The organism is Paenibacillus sp. p3-SID867 (assembly GCF_025142895.1).
Classification (GTDB): Bacteria; Bacillota; Bacilli; order Paenibacillales; family Paenibacillaceae; genus Paenibacillus_AQ.
The window spans coordinates 244,462-264,351 of record NZ_JAMBDM010000005.1; the positions used below are offsets into that span (position 1 = coordinate 244,462).

Sequence of the window (19,890 nt, forward strand, 5' to 3'; positions counted from 1 at the left end):
GCAGGGTCTATCCAGAAACCTAAACGAGCACGCTAATGATCCAGTGGCTAGGCCCTGCTTACCTGTCCAAGGGCTCTAAAAACATTAAAAAAGAGGCCTGGTATAGCGGCCTCTTTGCTATAAACTACTCTATAAATTACGATCATTCAAAGCTATAAAGCTTTCAGACATCCTTATGGCTGAATGGAGACCTGATGCAGCTGCATGATGCCGTTCGGATGCCGCCAGAAGCCCTCCACCTTGCTGCTGACTCCGTTTAAATACTCCTGATGATGGATATACAGCATCGGCGCTAACTCAACCAGCTTCTCTTGCGCCTGTTTATAGATGAGCTTGCGCTGCTCCGGATCATTCTCTTTGCGCCCGTCATCCAGCAGTTTATCCAGTTCCGGATCCTTCGTAAAGGTACGGTTGCCCGGCTCCCCTACATTTTTGGAATGGAACAATTCATACATGCCATAGTCGGCATCAGCCGTTACCGTGGACCATCCGAGAACAAACATATCATGCTTGCCTTCTGCGGTTTGTGCCAGATATGCTCCCCACTCCACCACTTCGATTTTGACTTCGACGTTCAATTCCTTCAGCTTGGATTGTACGTACTCGGCGATCTTAATCCGTTCCGGATTGTCATTGGTCCAGATGGTCGTCGAGAAGCCACCCTCGTAGCCGGCCTCTTTCATTAGCTCTTTCGCTTTGTCGATGTTATGTTCAATCGGCTTGACGGTAGCATCATAACCGTTCACGTCCGGTGCCAGCGGACCGACGGCAGGGATGCCCGTGCCTTCGTAAATGCCCGAGATGATCTCATCCTTATTGATGGCCATCGATAGGGCTTGCCGCACCCGCACATCGTTGAACGGCTCTTTATTATTGTTAAACCCGATATAAGACAGACTCAGCGATGCCTGACGGTTCAGGGACATGCCGTCCGTGCTCTCAATGCGGCTGATGCTGCTCGGCGACACCGGATCGATAATATGCGCATAGCCGGTTTCCAGCTCCGCGATCCGCGTTCCCTCTTCGCTTACGACCTTGAACGTGACCCGTTCAACCTTCGCTTTATCTCCCCAATAATCGGCATTCGCAACCAGCTTCACTTCCTGTCCCGGGTTCCAGCTCTCTAATTTGAATACGCCCGTGCCTACAGGGTTCTGCGCCAGATACGCGCCTGCTTTCTCTCCTGCCTTCAGCTTCTCGTAATCCAGCTTGATGGCTTCCGCACTAATCATGCTCACCGCAGAATGGGCCAGATGGGCAAGCAGCGGCGAGAAGGCATACTCGGTCACGAGCTGCACCGTGTATTCGTCAACCACTTTAACCTCTTTAATCATGCCGACAAGCGATGCGCGGGGAGAAGCAACCTCCGGATCCTGCATCCGATCAATGTTGGCTTTGACTACCTCTGCATTGAATGGTGAGCCGTCCGTAAACTTCACGCCTTGTCTCAGCTTGAACTCCCAGGTCAATTCATCGATTGCTTTCCAGCTCTCGGCAAGCCCCGGTTGAATATTCAGATCCTTATCATGAATCACCAGCGTGTTATAGATATGCGTTGTCATTACGCTCGTTTGCTGGTCCGTCGACATATGAGGGTCCATGGATGGCGGATCAGAAAGCCAGGCAATCACAAGCTCATTCGCACCGGTATTGGCCGTTCCTTCGGGAGGATCTTTGGCCCCCGGCTCAGGAGCTGGCGTATTGGTGCCGCTTGGCGGCGTTTCGGGGTTACTGCTCTTGCTTGGACTGCCGCACGCCGACATCATTACGGTAAGTATAAACAGGATGCAGACAAGCCATTTGAATCTTCTATTACCTGTCATGTGAAACAAACTCCCCCTTCGCAATCAAAATAGGAAAATATTTCATACACAGTTAACATATATTTTACTATTTGATATTTATACCAGTAGAAGCCAGATTTACCTCACGTTTCTACGACACCAATTCTGACATCCATACTTGGAGAAAGGATGATTTCACGTGCCTAACATGACCGCTGATGCCAGAGCACAAGAATCGCTCCCTAGTGGAACCCGACTTGCACAATGGAAATCTTTCTACCACCGTCTGAAGAAGAACAAAGCAGCCTTATTCGGGGGCTATTTTCTCCTGCTGATGATTCTTATCGCGATTTTCGGCCCCCTGCTCACCCAGTATGATCCGACCAAAGTAGATTATTCTACGAAACTGCTGAAGCCGTCCTCTGCCCACTGGTTTGGTACGGACCACAACGGAAGAGATATTTTTACAAGGATTATCCATGGCATGCGTCTCACCCTCTCGGTCGGTTTTATCTCGGTCATCATCGGAGCAGCCTTTGGTGTCGTGCTCGGAATCATCTCCGGCTATTACGGAGGTAAATGGGATGCACTCATTATGAGAATTACCGATGTTATGCTGGCGTTCCCCGGCATTCTGCTGGCTTTGGCGGTTGTCAGCGTCCTTGGAAAAAATCTGTTCAACGTGATCATCGCCGTCAGCATCTTCTCGATCCCCACCTTTGCCAGAGTCGTGCGCGGCTCGACGCTGGCCGTCCGCAAGCTCGAATATATTGATGCCATGCGTTCGCTTGGCGCAAGCGATGGACGAATCATCTTCGGGCATATTTTGCCGAATATCACATCCCCTATCATCGTGCAGGCTACGCTGCGGATTGCCGTCGCTATCCTGACCGCCAGCGGCCTGTCCTTCCTCGGTCTTGGCGCACAGCCGCCGACGCCGGAGTGGGGAGCGATGCTGAATGATGGGCGCAACTATATTATGGATCACCCCCATGTTGCCCTGTTCCCCGGTTTATCGATCGTGTTCGTTGTCATCGCGTTTAATCTGCTGGGCGACGGCTTGCGAGATGTTCTTGACCCGAAAATGAAAAAATAATGAAAGGAGCTGCCTGGCCATGCTCATCTATTCCATTCGAAGGCTGATTCAGACGATACCCGTTGTCATTGGCGTAACCATCGTTGTCTTCCTGCTGATGCATCTCATTCCGGGAGACGCGGCGCAGGTCATTATCGGTGAAGGGGCACCCAAAGAGCAGGTTGAGAGGATCCGCGAGAACCTGGGATTGAACGATCCGCTGCCGCTTCAGTATTGGAACTACGTCAGCGGCTTGCTGCAGGGAGATTTGGGAGATTCGATCCGCAGCAGCCGCCCCATCGCCGATGAAATATTCAAAAGCCGGTTCTGGATCACCGTCGAGCTAGCCGTGTACTCTACGATCCTGGCCGTATTCCTCGGCATTCTGGCCGGCATCATCTCCGCTGTCAAAAAAAGCTCGCCTGCCGATATTGGCGTCATGTTCATCGCCCTGTTCGGACTGTCGATGCCAAATTTCTGGCTGGGGCTCATGCTGATCCAATATTTTGCCGTGGATTTGGGCTGGTTCCGTCCCTCCGGCTGGGGCACGTGGTCGCAAACCGTCCTGCCCGTGATTACGCTCGGGACCGGCGGCGCCGCGATTATTGCCCGAATGACCCGTTCCAGCATGCTGGAGGTCATCGGCCAGGATTATATCCGAACCGCCCAAGCCAAGGGCGTCCGGGAGCGGGTCATTATCTACCGGCATGCCTTGAAAAACGCCATGATTCCCGTCATTACCGTCATCGGCCTGGAATTTGGCGGCCTGCTGGGCGGAGCGGTACTGACCGAGTCCGTATTCGCCGTGAACGGCATGGGGCGCTACGTCATCGACTCGATCCGGGCAAGGGATTTTCCGGTCGTACAGGCAACCGTGCTGGTGCTCTCCATCATGTTCGTGCTCGTAAACCTGCTCGTGGACATCTCCTACCGCTACTTCAACAAGCGCATTGATTTCGATTGATTGGCGAGTTCCCGTCTATCGCGGTTTGAGTGTAGACGGACACGGCGGGATTCACTATCTGGCGAAAACCGAGCTATTTTGCGGACTTATAACCCACTGATTACTGTAGTCGAGCCGTTTGGGGGCCCATACGGACACAGGATCCGCTAATCGAACATTTGGGGCCTATCGGGACACACGACCTGGGAGCCCATTCGGACACACGATCCGCTATTTGCTGATAATCGACCTATTTTCGTGTACATGCGGACACACGATTCGTTAATGCATCCAAAATCACGGATTACTCCTGGAATTTCTCGCAATAACGGATCTGGTGTCCTCAACCTGCTGCTAAAAGGCGAAGAATTAAGAAATAACGGAACCACGGTCCTCAACTACGCTAATGCAGCCATACTGAGCCGTTTTAAGTCCATACACACCTTCGATGTATAGAAGTTACGGGCTATTGCGGATTTTAAACCCACTAGTTACTGTAATTGAGCTATTTGGGGGCTAATACGGACACACGATCCGCTATTTGCCGATAATCGACCTATTTTCGAGGCTGTGCGGACATTTAACCCACTAATTACTGTAATCGAGCCGTTTTGGGGCCCGTCCGGACACAAGATCCGCTTTTTTACCGAAAACCGATTCATTTGCGAGTCCATCTGGACAGAGGATCCTTTAATGCACCCAAAATCACGAATTTAGCCCGTAATAACTTGCAATAGCGGATCTCGTGTCCTCATACCTCCACTAAAAGGCGGAAAACAAAGAAATAGCGGAACTACAGTCCTCTAATATCATCAAATATCGCTAATCCAGAACAATCGAGCTGTTTGGGATTACCATGCGGACGCAGGATTGGCTATTTGCTGAAAACGAGCTGTTTCGGGCCGGCAGACATAGGATCCGCTATTTGCTCTAAAAACGAGCTGTTAAGGAGTCCCTTCGGTCACACGATCCGCTATTTACCGAAAACCGATCCATTTGGGAGGCAATCCGGACACAGGATCCGTTAATGTACCCAAATTCGCGAATTTAGCCCGTAATAACTTGCAATAGCGGATCTCATGTCCTCATACCTCCACTAAGTGGCAGAAAACAAATAAATAGCGGAACTACAGTCCTCTAATATCATCAAATATCGCTAATCCAGAACAATCGAGCTGTTGGTGAGTACCATGCGGACGCATGATCGGTTATTTACCGAAAAGCGGTCTGTTTCGGGCCGGAAGGCATAGGATCCCCTGTTTGCTGTAAAAAACGAGCTGTTTTTGAGCCAATTTTGGACACATAATCCGCTATTTACCGAAAACCGATCCATTTGCGAGTCCACACGGACAAACGATTTCCAAAGCCAATTGAAAGCGAAGGGAGCTTAGACAAGATGGAACAGCACGCATCAAGCTTGCTTACGATCAAGAACCTGCGAACCTCTTTTTTCACCGAGCTAGGCGAAGTAAAAGCTGTGGATGATATCAGCCTAACCGTACGCAAGGGGAGGACGCTCGGGATCGTGGGCGAATCCGGTTCAGGAAAAAGCATATTGTCCCTGTCCATCCTGCGGCTGATCTTTCATCCGGGACAAATCGTCGGTGGCCAAATCCTATATAACGGTGTGAATCTGCTCGAACAATCCGAGCGGCAGATGCGCAAAATAAGAGGCAACCAGATCTCGATGATCTTCCAGGAGCCGATGACATCGCTCAACCCGGTCTTCACCGTGGGCGATCAGATCGCGGAGGCCTACCAGATCCATGAGAATCTGAGCAAGAAACAAGCGATGGACAAAGCCGTTGAGATGTTGAAACTGGTCGGCATTCCCTCTCCGGAAAAAAGAGTCCGACAGTACCCCTTCCAGTTATCCGGCGGTATGCGCCAACGTGTCATGATTGCCATGGCGTTGGCATGCAATCCAGATCTGCTTATTGCAGACGAGCCGACCACGGCGCTGGACGTGACCATTCAGGCTCAAATTCTGGAGCTGATGAAGGAGCTGCAGCAGAAGCTGCAGATGTCGATTATTTTTATCACGCATGATCTGGGCATCGTCGCCGAAACCTGCGATGAAGTAGCCGTCATGTACTGCGGAAAAGTCGTGGAATATACCGATGTACGAACCCTCTTCAAACATCCGAAGCACCCCTACACCATTGGCCTGATGAACTCACTGCCACGGCATGATATCGATAAGGAAACGCTGGAGCCGATTAAAGGCTCGGTTCCAAGTCCCTATGACCCACAGGAAGGCTGCCGCTTTGCCCCCCGCTGTCCCCATGCAGCCAAGCTGTGCTATAACAAACTGCCGGAGCTTCAGGCGCTGGAGGATAACCAGCAAGTCAGGTGTTGGAAATATACCGATCAATGGGAGCCGGAAAGCGAGGTGAACGTTCTGCCATGAGCAAAGAGCTGTTAACGGTAAAAAATCTCAAGCAGTATTTTCCGATCAAGGGCGGCGTCCTGGGCCGTACCGTCAACGTCGTAAAAGCCGTGGATGATATTTCGTTCTCCGTACGTGAGGGGGAAACTGTCAGTATCGTGGGCGAATCCGGCTGCGGCAAATCAACCACGGGCCGGGCTATCCTGAGGCTGGACGAACCGACCTCCGGCGAGGTGATGTTCGAAGGAAGCGATCTGCTCTCCCTGAACAAAGCCCAGATGAATCGAAGGCGTAAAGACTTGCAAATGATTTTTCAGGACCCCTATGCTTCGCTGAATCCCAGGAAAACAGCGCTGCAAGTGCTGGAAGAAGCGATGGACATTCAGAATGTTGTTCCAAAGAAGGACCGGCGGGGACGGGCCATCGAGCTTCTCGAAACGGTCGGCCTGGCCGCCTATCAAGCCAATCGGTACCCGCATGAATTCAGCGGCGGACAACGGCAGCGAATTGGGATCGCCCGCGCCTTATCCGTGAATCCCAGGCTGATCATCAGCGATGAAGCGGTCTCTGCGCTTGACGTGTCCATCCAGGCACAGGTTCTCAATCTGATGAAGTCGCTGCAAACCGAATTCAAGCTGACCTATCTGTTTATCTCTCATGATCTCGGGGTTGTCCGGCATATTTCGGACCGGATTATTGTGATGTATCTGGGGAAAATCGTGGAAATCGCGGATAAGCACTCCCTCTTCCGGCGCCCGCAGCATCCTTACACCCGCGCCCTGCTGTCAGCCATCCCGACGCTGGATCCCGAGCGCAAGAAGGAACGCATCATTCTCAAGGGGGATGTCCCGTCCCCGATAAACCCGCCTTCCGGCTGCCGGTTTCATACCCGCTGCATGTATGCCACGGATCGCTGCAGATCCGAGGCGCCATCACTTCGGGAAGTCGATGAGCGCGGAGGCCATCAGGCGGCCTGCCATTATATCCAAGAGATCGCAGCCGGTGCGCTGGAAAAGGTGTAGCTTATACGCCCCGAACGGATAACGGCACCTCTCTATAAAAGAGAAAAAAGCGAGAGCCAAGATCTCGCTTTTTCTTTTGCAAAAGTTTAGCCTGCTAACGGAAATCGAAGGATTGATCTTCTATAAGAACAGCAACCTATATAAACAGAATCGCAGCAGTCCCAGAAGAATCTCCCCTGATCGCTCGGGATATGCCAGAATGTACATAAATTTTTCAGTACCACCAAAAAGCCCGGCAGCTTCGGCGCCAGGCTAACTTATCAGCAATTCAGTTCTTCACTTTTCAACGGGCTACCGCCTCCACATTCACCATTTAGAGTTTGGAGCTTACATTCTGTCGTTTTATCCACCCTCAACCATAAATCGAACCAACACTGATAGGGAGCTTGCGCTTTAATAGCAACCTTTACCTGGATCTCACCGCTCCCGTAACATGCAACGCAAAATCCTCCGCATGACGCCGCAGCTCTTCATCCGTCAGCTGCATGGCATTATGAACGGTAAATACCGGCAAGTACAACGCGCCCACCAGGCTCGCCGTCACTTCATAGGGCCGGGTTAGCTCTTCTACCGTGTAGCGGTTGTATCCTTCGCTGCCATAGGCTTCCGCGGCTCCGCCGGTCGTAACGGCTATACCCCACTCTTTTCCATGGAGCTTGCCCCCGCCGGGACCATACGCCCATCCAAAGGTCAGCACCTCGTCGAACCAATGCTTCAGAAGGGGCGGAGAACTGTACCACCAAAAAGGGAATTGAAACACGAGGCGGTCATGCTGGAGCAGCAATTGATGTTCGGCCTCGATATCGATGTGTCCGTCCGGATACCGATGATAGAGGTCATGCACCGTCACGTCATGATGATGTCTCACCGTTTCGATTAGTTCGCGATTGATCCTTGATCCCTCATGCAGACCCGGATGTGCAACGATTACCAGTGTTCTCATTTTATGGTCCCCCTTTTTTTGTCTCGTATATGTATACAAAAGGTATCAAGCCCAGATAATGCCCGAATATGAGAAAAGTCACAGGTAGCGTTATCGGTCTGTGATACTGTAGCAAGGAACATAGCGGGCGGAAAAAGTACGCCAAGGGAGGAGAATGAGGACGTGGCCCTTGTTATTCAAAATGTCAGACTGGCCCATCGCATCTATCGACTTACCGTTCAAGGCAGCTATTCGGCACGAATGGGACAGTTCTTCATGCTTCGCTGCTGGGATGCCTATCCCGTGCTGTCACGACCGATCAGCATCCATAATCTGACGGAGGACTCCGTTTCCTTCTTATATCGCGTGCACGGAACTGGCACATGGCTGCTGTCAGCGCTTCAAGCGGGTGACAAGATTCAGCTGGAGGGGCCCTTCGGGCAAGGATTCCCCGAACCCCAAGGCCGGACGGCACTGGTAGGAGGCGGCATTGGAGCAGCCCCGCTGCTGCTGGCAGCGAAGGAAATTCCTGAATCCAGCGTCTATCTGGGATATACCGGGGTGCCCTTCGCGGTCAACGGATTTCACGAAATCAGCCGCAATGTCACCGTCAAATCCGGCGGCACCATTGTAGATGCCGTGGACCCGAGCCGCTATGACACGATATTCGCATGCGGACCGGTTGCCATGATGTACAGTCTGGCCCAAAAAGCGGAAGGTACCAATGCCAAACTCTACGTCTCCATCGAGAAGCGAATGGGCTGCGGCATCGGTGCTTGCAACAGCTGCACGTTAACCTCCGCTGGCTCAAGCCGCAAGGTATGCACCGATGGCCCCGTATTTCCGGCGAAGGAGGTGAACTGGAATGATCTCCATCGATTGTGAACTGGCGGGCGTACCGCTGGCGAACCCGATTTTGGCGGCATCGGGTACGTTCGGATTCGGCAAACCGTATTCGGATCTGTATCCGCTTCGCAAGCTTGGAGGTATAATCTCCAAGGGATTGACCCTGACTCCACGATTCGGGAATTCAGGAACACGGCTTTATGAAACGCCATCCGGCATCATGAACAGCATTGGCCTTGAGAATCCGGGCATCCACGCTTTTCTGGAGCATGAATTATCCGAGATGACCTCGCACGGGACGGCAGTCATCGTCAATCTTGGCGGCGGCACCATACGGGAATACACGGAGGGCGCCGAGCTGCTCACCGAAGCCAGCCTCAAGTTACGGTCATCCGGCAAACGAGCCGTCGACATGATTGAGCTCAACATCTCCTGCCCCAACATCAAGGAAGGCGGGCTGGCCTTCGGCGTTGAGAATGAGCAGGCTCAAGAGGTGGTTCGCGCAGTCCGGAAAGCGACCACGCTGCCGCTGCTCGTCAAGCTCTCTCCCGGTGCAAGGGATTTGAAGGAAATGGCACGCATGTGTGAAGCCGAAGGCGCTGATGGTCTTTCGCTCATCAATACGATCCAAGCGATGGCGATTGATATTCGGGAACGTCGCAGCGTTTTTGACAGAGCCTACGCCGGATTGTCGGGACCGGCAATTAAGCCGATAGCGCTCCGCATGGTCCATCAGGTGGCACGGTCGGTATCCATCCCGGTTGTTGGAATCGGCGGAATCAGCAGCGCCGAGGACATCCTCGAATTCATCATGGCAGGTGCGGCAGCCGTACAGATCGGAACCTACAACTTCATCAACCTGCGCGCAGGCGATACCCTGGCCGAAGAACTGATGGAATTGATGGAAAGCGAAGGCATCCAATCGCTGGATGACATTCGAGGCATTATCTGACCCATGGTGCTTCATGTGCAATCGACGGGAATCAACTCGAACATGAAGCACCGACACTGTTTGTGATTTTTTTCACCGATAACTATTCCTTTTAAGAATAAAATGAACTCAAGAACAATATTTGTGAAGTAATTCACAAAATTATAGGAGGAAACCAGAATGAAAAGGACACTCTCTCTATCCCTCTCTGTCATGTTGATGTTTGCGCTGCTCGTAGGCTGCGGAGGCAACGGAGACAAAGAGCCTGTCACTACGGACAAACCGGCAGAAAGCCAAAACACGGATACCACAACTAATGCGGAACAGCCTGCACAAGAAGGAAACCTGCAGGACGGCTTATATTACGCTGAAGGCGAGTTTGCCGAAGACTCCGGCTGGAAGGAACTTGTTGCCATTAAGGTCGAAGGCGGCAAGATCGTCAGCGCCAACTGGAACGGACTTCATAAGGACGGCGGCTTGGACAAAAAGACATTTTCCGAAAAAGGCTTCTACGGCATGAAGGAAAAAGGCGGCGCTCAAGCGGAATGGCATGAGCAGGCAGCCAAAATGGAGGAATACCTCGTGGCTCAGCAGTCGGTTGAAGGCTTGACCTTAAACGACGAAGGCCGCACGGATGCCGTATCCGGGGTATCGATCCATGTCAACGGATTTACCGAACTGGCAGCAAAAGCGCTGGCGGCGGGACCTGTTGAAGCAGGACCGTACAAAGACGGCAGCTATCACGCAGAAGGGGCTGATTTTGACGCTAAGTCCGGCTGGAAGGAAACCGTCGACGTTACCGTTATTAACGGCAAGATCGCCGCTGTCAGCTGGAACGGCATCCATAAAGACGGCGGTACCGATAAAGTTACCCGTTCCAAATCCGGTGAATACGGCATGAAGAACGGCGGAGCTCAATCCGAATGGCATGAACAGGCTTATCAAGCCGAGCAGTATTTGATTGAAAAACAAGATCCGCAAGCCATCGTAACGGCGGAAGACGGCAAAACCGATGCCATCTCCGGTGTGTCGATCCACGTCAACGGATTTGTAGAGCTGGCAACAAAAGCACTCGAAGGCGCCAAATAAGCACAAGAGCGATAGATAGAAGACAACTATTCCTTGAGGGGAGATTCGCATGAAACAGATTATCGTGCTGGGCGGCGGATATGGCGGTATACTTACCGCCAAGAAGCTGGCTAAACGACTGCGCAAACAGAAGGATTTGCGGATAACACTCATCGACCGCAAGCCGTATCATACACTGCTGACCGAGCTGCATGAAGTAGCCGCGAACCGGGTCGAGGAGGATTCCATCAAAATCGACCTAAAAAAAGTGTTCTCCGGGTTCCGCAATGTAGACGTAGTGCTGGATGAAATCGACGGCATCGACTTTGACGGCCAAACACTCCGTGGAGAGAAACAAACCTATTCCTACGATTATCTGGTCATCGGAACAGGCAGCAAACCAACCTTCTTCGGCATACCGGGCGCAGATCAACACGCCTTTACCTTATGGTCGTATGACGATGCGGTCCGTCTGAAAGAACACACCCTGAATATGTTCCGAAAAGCCGTGCTGGAGCGCGACCCGCAGGTCCGCAAAGAAATGCTGACCTTCGTCGTGGTCGGCGGCGGATTCACCGGGGTTGAAATGATCGGCGAGTTGGCCGAATTCACGCAACAATTATGTAAGGAATTCTACGTGGATCCAAGCGAGGTTACGCTGCACGTTGCCGACATGGTCGACAAGATCCTGCCGATCCTGCCCGAGCCATTGATCCGCAAAGCCGAGAAACGGCTGCGCAAAATGAACGTCAACATCATCACAGGCTCCAAGATTACGGAAGTGAAACCGGACGGCGTTACCGTCGGCGGCAGCGACATCAAATCCCGTACCGTGATTTGGACCGCCGGGGTGGAAGGCTCCGATGTGGTCGGCAATATGGATGTCGAGCAAAAAGGCCGCAAGCGTATTTTGACCAACGACAAGCTTCAAGTTCCTGCCCATCCAAACGTATATGTCGTCGGGGACAATATTTTCTACATTCCTGAAGGCGCGGCTGCACCCGTACCTCAAATGGTAGAAAACGCGGAACTCGCGGCCCCGGTCATTGCGCATAACATCGTGGCTGAATTATCGAACAAACCGATGAAATCCTATAAGCCGACGTTCCACGGCACGATGGTCTGTATCGGCAGCCGCTACGGAGTAGCTAACGTGGGGGTTCCGGGCCATATGTTCAGGCTCAGCGGCTTCCCGGCCATGCTGGTCAAACATCTGATCAACATGCTCTATTTGTTCCAGGTTTGCGGCTTCAACAAGGTATATCACTACCTGCTGCATGAATTCTTCCATGTCCGGAACAACCGCAGCTTTGTGGGCGGACATTTTGCCAAGCGGTCTCCGAATTTCTGGCTCGTTCCGCTGCGGATTTTTGCCGGATGGATGTGGCTCTCACAGGGATGGGATAAAATCCACAAGATTATCGATGATCCGGATAAAGTGTTCCTCATTCCTGCCAAAGCAGCCGACGGCGTAAGCGCAGCTTCTGCTGCAGGCGCCGATGCAGCCGGAGCCGGAGCCGCAGACGCAGTGTCTGCCGCCTCCGCTTATACTGCTGAAGCGGTATCCGCCCTCCCGGTTCCGGATTTTATGAAATCCATTGTCGATTGGTCGATGGACCTGATGTTCTATACCGGCGACGGCGGCTATACTTCGCTTGCCTATGTATTTCAGACCTCGATGGTATTGGCTGAGCTGATCGTCGGCATCCTGCTGATCGTCGGATTGTTCACGGCACCTGCAGCCGTAGCCAGCATCGCCATGGGCGCGATGGTTTGGGTATCGGGGATGGCACCAAACGAAATGCTGTGGTACCTGGCAGCAGGGATCGCCTTAATCGGCGGATCAGGCAGCACGTTCGGACTGGACTACTATGTATACCCTTGGCTGAAGAAGGTATGGAAACGAATACCGATCGTAAGGCGCTGGTACGTGTATACGGACTAATTCTTCTCTATTCAATAGAACGGGCTGATCGTATCGCGCTTTGCCGTATCAAGCTCAAGCCCTAACCGTTCTGCCGGCATTCACACTCTTAATCAACACGAACCTTCCGGAAGGAGTCAATAACGATGGATATGAAGCTATTACAGGATACGATCGACCTGCTTCGGTCGCATATCGATTCCGGAACGGATATCGATTGGATGGAGATAGATAACAGACCGGTGAGGGACATCGCCGATATGCTCAACGCTTATGAACTTGCCTATTCACGCAAAATGACGGTGCTGGCTTGCTGCATCCTGATTCATACTGCGCTAAACAAGCATGGCAAGCTGCAAGCGAAGGATAACGAGAGACTGACGCGTTTGCTGCTGGACGGCGATTATTTGACTGGACTCATGTACCGGATTGCCGTCAAACGGAAGGAATGGAAGCTGCTGTCCCGGCTTCTCCCCTTTCATAAGCGCATGCAGCTCAGCCTGCTCAAGAACGTTTCACCCGAAAGGATATTACACGAGCTTAAGCGCGAAATCCGCAGCTATCTGGAGCAGCGGAGCGCGTAAGGAGCCGTGGAAAGGGGCGCGGATACAGATGAACCTTCATAACCAAATCGGAGTGGATCTCGCTTCCTTCGATCGCCTGCTCCGGGAGGTCGTCAGCTCAGACCGCGACCTCCCCCCTTCCTCCGTGGTGCTGAGCAGCGTTATGGATCTCATTAACGCCGGCGGCAAGAGGCTGCGCCCGCTTATGGTCGTGCTCGGCAGCCGTTTCGGGGAAAGCGGCCATGAGCCGGCCGTCATGAAAACCGCCGTACTGCTTGAATACCTGCACATGGCCTCGCTGGTGCACGATGACATTATCGATCAATCCGATATGCGGCGCGGCAGGCCGACCCTGCACGAGACGACCGATGTCCAGACGGCGGTGCACATCGGCAACTACATGATTGCCCGTGCCATCGAATGGGCCGCCAATCATCCGGGCGACGACCCGGACGGGAGCAGCGAAGACGTCTCCGAAGACGAGGCCTACCGATTAGCCGAGCTTGCAGCCCTGGTCACCGAGCTATGCATGGGAGAGTACGATCAGCTGCATCACCGCTTCGACTTCGGGCTGACGATGGAGCAGTATTTGGAGAAAACGCGCTGCAAAACGGCCCTGTTGATGGCCCACTGCTTGAAGGCGGGCGCGGAAGCAGCCCATGCGGATGCCGGAACCGCTGAGCGGCTCTTTCAATTCGGGGAGTCGCTCGGCATGGCATTTCAAATCCAGGATGATCTGCTCGATTTCACGAAGCCCAAAGAGGCCATCGGCAAGCCGGCTGGCGCAGACCTGCGAAACGGCAATATTACGCTGCCGGTGCTCTACGCCCTAAACGATCCTGCCCTTGCACCGAAGATCAGGCAGCTTGGCCCCCACTCAGCGGAGGCTGACATGGACGAGGTCATCCAGCGCATCGCCGCAAGCGGCGCCATTAAGCAAACCGAGGAGCTTGCCCGATCGTATACGAAACAGGCTCAGCGGATGATCGGCAACTTCGCGGATCACCCCGCTCAGCGTGATTTGCAGGCATTGCTCCATTATTTCCTGCCCTAAAGACAGACATGAAGCCATATACTCCAAACGAACAGGGATACATCCGTCACGGATGCATCCCTGTTCGATATGAAAGGATGTTTTAGAAACATGAATCGCACACGAATCTGGCGGTGGCGAATTGCGCTGGCGGCCTTCCTGATCCTGCTTGGTGCGGGGGGCTTCATGCTGTTCAAGACATCTCCACTCGAAGAACAGAGGACTGGTGACACGCAAGTGAGCTCCATCGCCATCTTTGCGCTCAAGGGCTGCGGCGGCTGCTCCAAAGCGCTGGGTGTCATGGAACAGATGGAAGCAACCTCGCCAGCCTACCGTTACCAGTATTTCAGCATTTCGGAGGATACGGAAGCCGTTAACCCGTACGGCATTACGGAGCACCCGACCATCCTGTTCCTGAACGCTCAGGATGAAGAACTCGGGAGACTGACCGAGGACATATCAAGCGACAGGATCCTGCGCGAACTGGAAGATATCGCTGCGAACGGTGCACGTCCGCCCAAGGGGACGATTCTTTCCGCCATCCCCAGCGCGATGCCCAGCGTAACCCTCCATGCCTATGACCCGTTTTCCGGTTTATTCACGCCCGTATCCCAGTACGTGCAGACGGATACCTCCGTCCGTTATCCCAAGGTCAGTGCCATGACGATGCTGACCCAGCTGGGAGATCTGTTACCACCTGAACTTGAAAGCGCCATCCCTGATGGCGTAACCTTCGTGGAAATCCGAACCGAGCACGGGGTGACCGTGGTAGAGCTGTCCCCATCGTTTCGTGCCTTTACCGGCTCTAAGCAGGGAGAACGGGCGGAAGAAGCCATCGCGCTTACGCTGCAAACCTTTGAAGGCGTGAACGGCGTTCAAGTAGTAAGCGGCGCGTATCGCAGCGACATTCTCTATGCGGAAGCTCTTGCTGGCCGTTCCGACGGAAAAACCGACTACCTGCTGCATCCCGATACGCCTCTTCCGCATATATCCAGCGTGAAGGAATACAATGCGGCCATCCTCCATGCCAGCCACTTGGCCTTCATGCCCTGCTTCTGCGGATGCGGCGATGCCGGCCATAGCAGCAACCTCAATTGCTACTATGCTCAAGAGGAAGACGGCAGACTCACGCCAACCACGCACGCGAAATTCTGCCAAACCTGCCTGGACGTCACGAACATGTACCTGGACGGCAGGCAGCAGGGGCTGAGCCTGAAGGAAATCCGGCAGTCCGTGGACCGGGCCTACGAGGGGATCGAGCCGACGGATACGCCGATGCCGATGAATGAATAGGTATGACAAAAACACCGTTCCGTAAAGAATCGGTGTTTTTTATTTCGTTCTCTACAAGCTGTGTTTATAAAAACTCACAAAAATAAGACTCCTTACGCTAGCCATGGCATAAGATAGAAGCCTTCTTCTAGAATCGAGTTTGTCCGTGGCACCGTTATTCCAATATCGAATCGGTACAGAGTATTCGATGCAAATAATAGGATCAATACATTTGCAATTGGGCTACCGTGTTGACGATCTCCCGCCCGGAGTCTGGAGTTACCCTGAAATATTTGTTCATATCCGGCTGTGTTGTCACGACACAGCCTTTTCTGCAGGACCTCATACACTTTCCAAGACCAACCTCGATTTGCTGCTGTATGCCTAATTGATCGATTTCATTGCGAATGGTGACCGCAACGGCCTCAATTGCTTCTTCACCATTAAGTTTCACACACATCTTACCCGCACATACCATAATTTTATTGTTCATTTGAAGAGCCTCCTCGGATAATGGATCATTGATATACGCAAGGATAAAGGTAAAATTATGACAGCATGATGTCGGTGTTTGAAACCAGGAATGGCCTTTCACAGCATGTCGTCTATCTTCGATGATAAACGGGCGATGGATATGGCCCATAAAACTATAAACGATCCTGAAAAATGATTAATGCCTAAACTTGTTTATTGAGACAAAAAAAAGCCCCAAGAGAGAGTCCCGAAAATAAAGTCGAAACGGTATCTGTAAGTATGACAAGCTGCTGTCATACTTTTTTTAATATCCTGATATCAGAAAGGTAAATGCTGCTCGTTATCAGTAGGAACACAGCATTCGCTAGCCATACATTCTAGTAAACGATCAGGAGGAAATTACAATGAATAAATACAACACACGAGTAGAAGAAAGAAATCATACGGAGAACTTGGGGGAGGCGATTCGCCCATTCCGAATCGAGATCCCGCAAGCGGAATTGGACGATTTGGAGCGCCGCCTTATCCACACACGTTGGCCGGATGAGCTCCCTGGGGTCGAGTGGTCATACGGAACGCCGCTTCAAGTGGTAAAGGAAATGGCCGACTATTGGCTAAACGACTTCGACTGGCGTAAATATGAAGAAAAGTTCAATCAATATCCGCAGTATATGACGGAGATTGATGGAGCGAATGTCCACTTCATTCATGTCCGTTCAGAAGAACCGAACGCAATGCCACTAATTCTGACGCACGGATGGCCGGGTTCGTTCGCCGAGTTTATCGATATGATCGATCTCTTAACAGATCCTCGCAAGCATGGCGGCGATGCAGCAGATGCCTTCCATGTCGTTATTCCTTCTGTACCCGGGTATACCTTCTCAGGCCCGACCCGCGATAAAGGATGGAGCTCTCACCGCATTGCCCGCGCATGGGCAACACTCATGAACCGCTTGGGATATGAGCAATATGCCGCTCATGGCGGCGACGGGGGGTCATTGATTACCCGCGCATTGGGAATGGTGGATCCGGAGCATGTTGTCGGTGTGCATGTGCTGCAGCTGTTTTCGTTTCCATCGGGGGATCCAGCAGAAATGGCAGATTTAAGCGAGGAGGAGATGCGGCGGCTTCAAGTCCTGTCGAACTTCAGCGAGAAGGCAGGATTTTCAGCCATCCAATCCACCAGGCCCCAGACCTTGGCGTATGCCTTGACGGATTCGCCAGTCGGCCAGCTTGCTTGGAATGAGCTCCTAATGGGAATGGGAGAAAGCAATTTGCTTACGCAAGATCAAATCTTGACACAAGTGATGATGTATTGGCTGACAGGTACGGCAGGATCTTCCGCGCGGCAGTATTATGAAGACGCCCACTCCGGGGGACAGCATGAAGTAAGCCACGCACCGACAGGGATCGCGGTATTTGCGAACGATTTTCAATCGATCAGGCGTTTTGCCGAACGGGATAATACCAACATCGTTCACTGGTGCGAATATGAACGCGGCGGACATTTTGCAGCCATGGAAGTACCGGATATCCTTACAGAAGATTTGCGGAAGTTCTTCCGTCAGTTCCGAGGATGATGCCATTACCTGGGCGCTCACGCAATATGGGCTTATTGAGCAGGCGTGCCTTGAACCGAAGTTTACTCGATCGGCAGCTGCTGCTTCGCCGATCGAGTCTCACGGTTACTCAGACGCTGGAGCACTTGGTCGGGATGCAGGCGCAAGTCCCGGAAGCTGCATATATTGGTCTTTGGACGAGGCTTGAGAACTTTATGCATGACGATTTGGCACAAATGCTCCTGGATCGACGGGCAGTTCGCATGGCTTTAATGCGGTCAACCATCCATCTGACCACGGAACAAGATGCTTTGAGATTGCGTCCTCTGGTTCAGCCTGTACTTGATCGTGACCTGTATAAGAACAGTACGCATGCCAAAGGGATCACAGGATTAGATATGGGAGATGTTGTTGCCTATGGACGGGCGCTTCTGGAGGAAGCCCCCCGTACCATCAAAGAGATGGGAGAGCTTATGAATCATCGGTGGCCGGAGCATCCCCCTTCATCGCTGGCCTATTCACTGCGAAACCTATTGCCGCTCGTTCAAGTTCCGCCTCGGGGAATATGGGGAGTTGGCGGACAAACCAGATGCACGACGGCAACACATTGGATAGGGCGTTCGCTGAACGACAATACAACGCTCGAGGAAATGATCATGCGGTATCTGGAGGCGTTCGGTCCTGCCACTACCCAAGACATGCAGACTTGGTCCGGGCTTACCAAGCTTAAGGAAGTCGTCGAGGGTCTTCGGCCGAACCTGTTAGTCTATCGGGATGAAGATGGCCAAGAGCTATTCGACGTCCCGGATGCCCCTCAACCAGATTCTGATACACCTGCCCCGCCGCGCTTTCTGCCGAAGTACGACAACGTGCTTGCTTCACATGCGAATCGTACTCGCATTATTGCGGATGAGCATCGTAAGCTAGTTATGATGAAGAACGGTATGAAAGCTACCTTCCTCCTGGATGGTTTCGTTTGCGGCACGTGGAGAATTGTCCCCGAACGCAGCTCAGCCACATTGGTTGTTGAACCTTTTGGAAAGCTAACCTTGGAGGAAAAAAACGCACTGACGGAGGAGGGAATGAAGCTTCTTCAGTTTGCAGCTGTGGAAGCAACGGTGCACGACATACAATTCGCCAGTGAAACCGAGGGACGGCAAACCACAGCTTAATTGGGAAGAGACGCAGCTGATCACCATGATCGGCTGCTTTTTGTAACGTGCAAAGGTTGTTACACCACAGTCCTGAAGGACTGCGGTTTTCATTTCCTCAAGCCACTACTACAGCAGCGCGGCCGCGGCCACGGGCAGCAGGAACAAGGCGACAAACAGCGTGTCCGCCCGCTTCCATACAAAGGCCCTGAACCTGCTTCGCCGAGCACCCAGCCGGTAGCCTCTGGCTTCCATGGAATCGGCAAGCCCGATGGCGCGCCGGAACGCGCCTGTCGTTACTGGCACCAGCAGGGCAATGATCAGCCGTGCCTTCTCCTTCAGCGGCCGCGACGACAGGTCAAGTCCCCTGGACTGCTGTGCCTTCCACAGCCGCTCCGCTTCCTCGAAGATGGTCGGAATGAACCGGAGGGCAATGCCGAGCATCAGCACCAGCCGGTCGGTCGGCACGCCGATATAGGTCAGGGGCCGCAGGAGGCTGCCCAGACCCTGGGCCAGCTGCTCCGGCTGGGTCGTGAAGGTCAGCACCGCCGCCAACATGATGAAGAGCGCCATCCGGGAGGCGGATACGATACCTTTTTCCAATCCGCCCGCATACACCTTGAACGCGCCCATATCCAGCAGCTTCCCGCCTCCCGCATCATATACAATGTGAAATACCAGGATAAACAACAGCAGGAACATCAGCGGCTTCATAGCTCTGATGAAATAGCGGTACGGGATACCCGTAGCCCGGATCACCGCCGCAGTGAACAGCAGCAGCGCGAGCACCTCCATATATCCGTCTACCAGGAACACGGCCACCATAAAGAGCGGCATGGCAGCCGTTTTGGCACGCGGATCCAGGCGGTGAACCCATGAATCGCCTTCCATATACCGGCCCAGGATGATTTTTCGTTTCATCCATGCTTCCTCC

The 19,890-nt window shown here is 52.9% G+C and carries 17 protein-coding genes; 13 read left to right on the forward strand and 4 right to left on the reverse strand.

Annotated elements, in window-relative coordinates:
- Positions 1–173: 173 nt before the first annotated feature.
- Entirely contained in the window at positions 174–1,823 is a 1,650-nt protein-coding gene (locus M4D81_RS12835) for a glutathione ABC transporter substrate-binding protein (protein ID WP_071219142.1), read from the reverse strand.
- Positions 1,824–1,983: 160 nt separating this feature from the next.
- On the opposite strand from M4D81_RS12835, the gene nikC reads away from it, so the two are divergent.
- From nikC to M4D81_RS12855, 4 genes are all read left to right on the forward strand, one after another.
- Positions 1,984–2,880 carry a nickel transporter permease gene (gene nikC / locus M4D81_RS12840; protein WP_397376683.1) on the forward strand — a complete coding sequence of 299 codons (897 nt, stop codon included), beginning with the start codon at positions 1,984–1,986 and terminating at the stop codon, positions 2,878–2,880.
- Between the two features lie 19 nt (positions 2,881–2,899).
- Entirely contained in the window at positions 2,900–3,823 is a 924-nt protein-coding gene (locus M4D81_RS12845) for an ABC transporter permease (RefSeq protein WP_071219144.1), read from the forward strand.
- A gap of 1,375 nt (positions 3,824–5,198) precedes the next feature.
- A complete protein-coding gene (locus tag M4D81_RS12850) occupies positions 5,199–6,212 on the forward strand; it encodes an ABC transporter ATP-binding protein (protein WP_260066705.1) in 1,014 nt (337 codons plus the stop codon).
- Positions 6,209–7,213, forward strand: a complete 1,005-nt coding sequence (locus tag M4D81_RS12855) for an ABC transporter ATP-binding protein (RefSeq protein WP_260066706.1) — start codon at positions 6,209–6,211, stop codon at positions 7,211–7,213. Before M4D81_RS12850 ends, M4D81_RS12855 begins: the two co-directional genes overlap by 4 nt.
- 406 nt (positions 7,214–7,619) lie before the next feature.
- Here the strand turns inward: M4D81_RS12855 and M4D81_RS12860 are convergent, their stop codons facing one another.
- Positions 7,620–8,156, reverse strand: coding sequence for an NAD(P)H-dependent oxidoreductase (locus M4D81_RS12860; protein ID WP_260066707.1), 537 nt, complete (start codon positions 8,154–8,156; stop codon positions 7,620–7,622).
- 162 nt (positions 8,157–8,318) lie between these two features.
- Here M4D81_RS12860 and M4D81_RS12865 point away from each other — a divergent pair, with 162 nt between their 5' ends.
- The 7 genes from M4D81_RS12865 to M4D81_RS12895 all read left to right on the forward strand — a co-directional run bounded on the left by M4D81_RS12865 (position 8,319) and on the right by M4D81_RS12895 (position 15,793).
- Positions 8,319–9,020 carry a dihydroorotate dehydrogenase electron transfer subunit gene (locus tag M4D81_RS12865; RefSeq protein ID WP_260066709.1) on the forward strand — a complete coding sequence of 234 codons (702 nt, stop codon included), beginning with the start codon at positions 8,319–8,321 and terminating at the stop codon, positions 9,018–9,020.
- Entirely contained in the window at positions 9,001–9,933 is a 933-nt protein-coding gene (locus M4D81_RS12870) for a dihydroorotate dehydrogenase (RefSeq protein WP_260066711.1), read from the forward strand. The genes M4D81_RS12865 and M4D81_RS12870 overlap by 20 nt, the downstream gene beginning before the upstream one ends.
- A 159-nt stretch (positions 9,934–10,092) precedes the next feature.
- Positions 10,093–11,001 (forward strand): FMN-binding protein, encoded by a 909-nt coding sequence (locus M4D81_RS12875; protein WP_260066713.1) that lies wholly within the window; start codon positions 10,093–10,095, stop codon positions 10,999–11,001.
- Between the two features lie 49 nt (positions 11,002–11,050).
- Entirely contained in the window at positions 11,051–12,925 is a 1,875-nt protein-coding gene (locus tag M4D81_RS12880) for an FAD-dependent oxidoreductase (protein ID WP_260066715.1), read from the forward strand.
- Positions 12,926–13,050: 125 nt separating this feature from the next.
- Positions 13,051–13,488, forward strand: a complete 438-nt coding sequence (locus tag M4D81_RS12885) for a hypothetical protein (protein WP_260066718.1) — start codon at positions 13,051–13,053, stop codon at positions 13,486–13,488.
- Positions 13,489–13,516: 28 nt separating this feature from the next.
- Positions 13,517–14,521: a polyprenyl synthetase family protein gene (locus tag M4D81_RS12890; protein ID WP_260066720.1), complete on the forward strand. Its 1,005-nt coding sequence runs from the start codon at positions 13,517–13,519 to the stop codon at positions 14,519–14,521.
- 90 nt (positions 14,522–14,611) lie between these two features.
- On the forward strand, positions 14,612–15,793 hold the full coding sequence (locus M4D81_RS12895; protein ID WP_260066722.1) for a PCYCGC motif-containing (lipo)protein: 1,182 nt from the start codon (positions 14,612–14,614) through the stop codon (positions 15,791–15,793).
- A gap of 202 nt (positions 15,794–15,995) precedes the next feature.
- Here the strand turns inward: M4D81_RS12895 and M4D81_RS12900 are convergent, their stop codons facing one another.
- Complete coding sequence (locus M4D81_RS12900) at positions 15,996–16,265, reverse strand: (2Fe-2S) ferredoxin domain-containing protein (RefSeq protein WP_260066723.1); 270 nt, start codon at positions 16,263–16,265, stop codon at positions 15,996–15,998.
- A 385-nt stretch (positions 16,266–16,650) separates the two neighbouring features.
- On the opposite strand from M4D81_RS12900, the gene M4D81_RS12905 reads away from it, so the two are divergent.
- The gene (locus M4D81_RS12905) at positions 16,651–17,826 is read left to right on the forward strand and encodes an epoxide hydrolase family protein (protein ID WP_260066724.1); all 1,176 of its coding nucleotides are present in this window, start codon (positions 16,651–16,653) and stop codon (positions 17,824–17,826) included.
- 50 nt (positions 17,827–17,876) lie between these two features.
- Entirely contained in the window at positions 17,877–18,977 is a 1,101-nt protein-coding gene (locus tag M4D81_RS12910) for a winged helix DNA-binding domain-containing protein (protein WP_260066726.1), read from the forward strand.
- Between the two features lie 108 nt (positions 18,978–19,085).
- On the opposite strand, the gene M4D81_RS12915 is transcribed toward M4D81_RS12910, so the two are convergent.
- The gene (locus M4D81_RS12915; protein WP_260066727.1) at positions 19,086–19,877 is read right to left on the reverse strand and encodes an energy-coupling factor transporter transmembrane component T family protein; all 792 of its coding nucleotides are present in this window, start codon (positions 19,875–19,877) and stop codon (positions 19,086–19,088) included.
- Between the last annotated feature and the right edge of the window lie 13 nt (positions 19,878–19,890).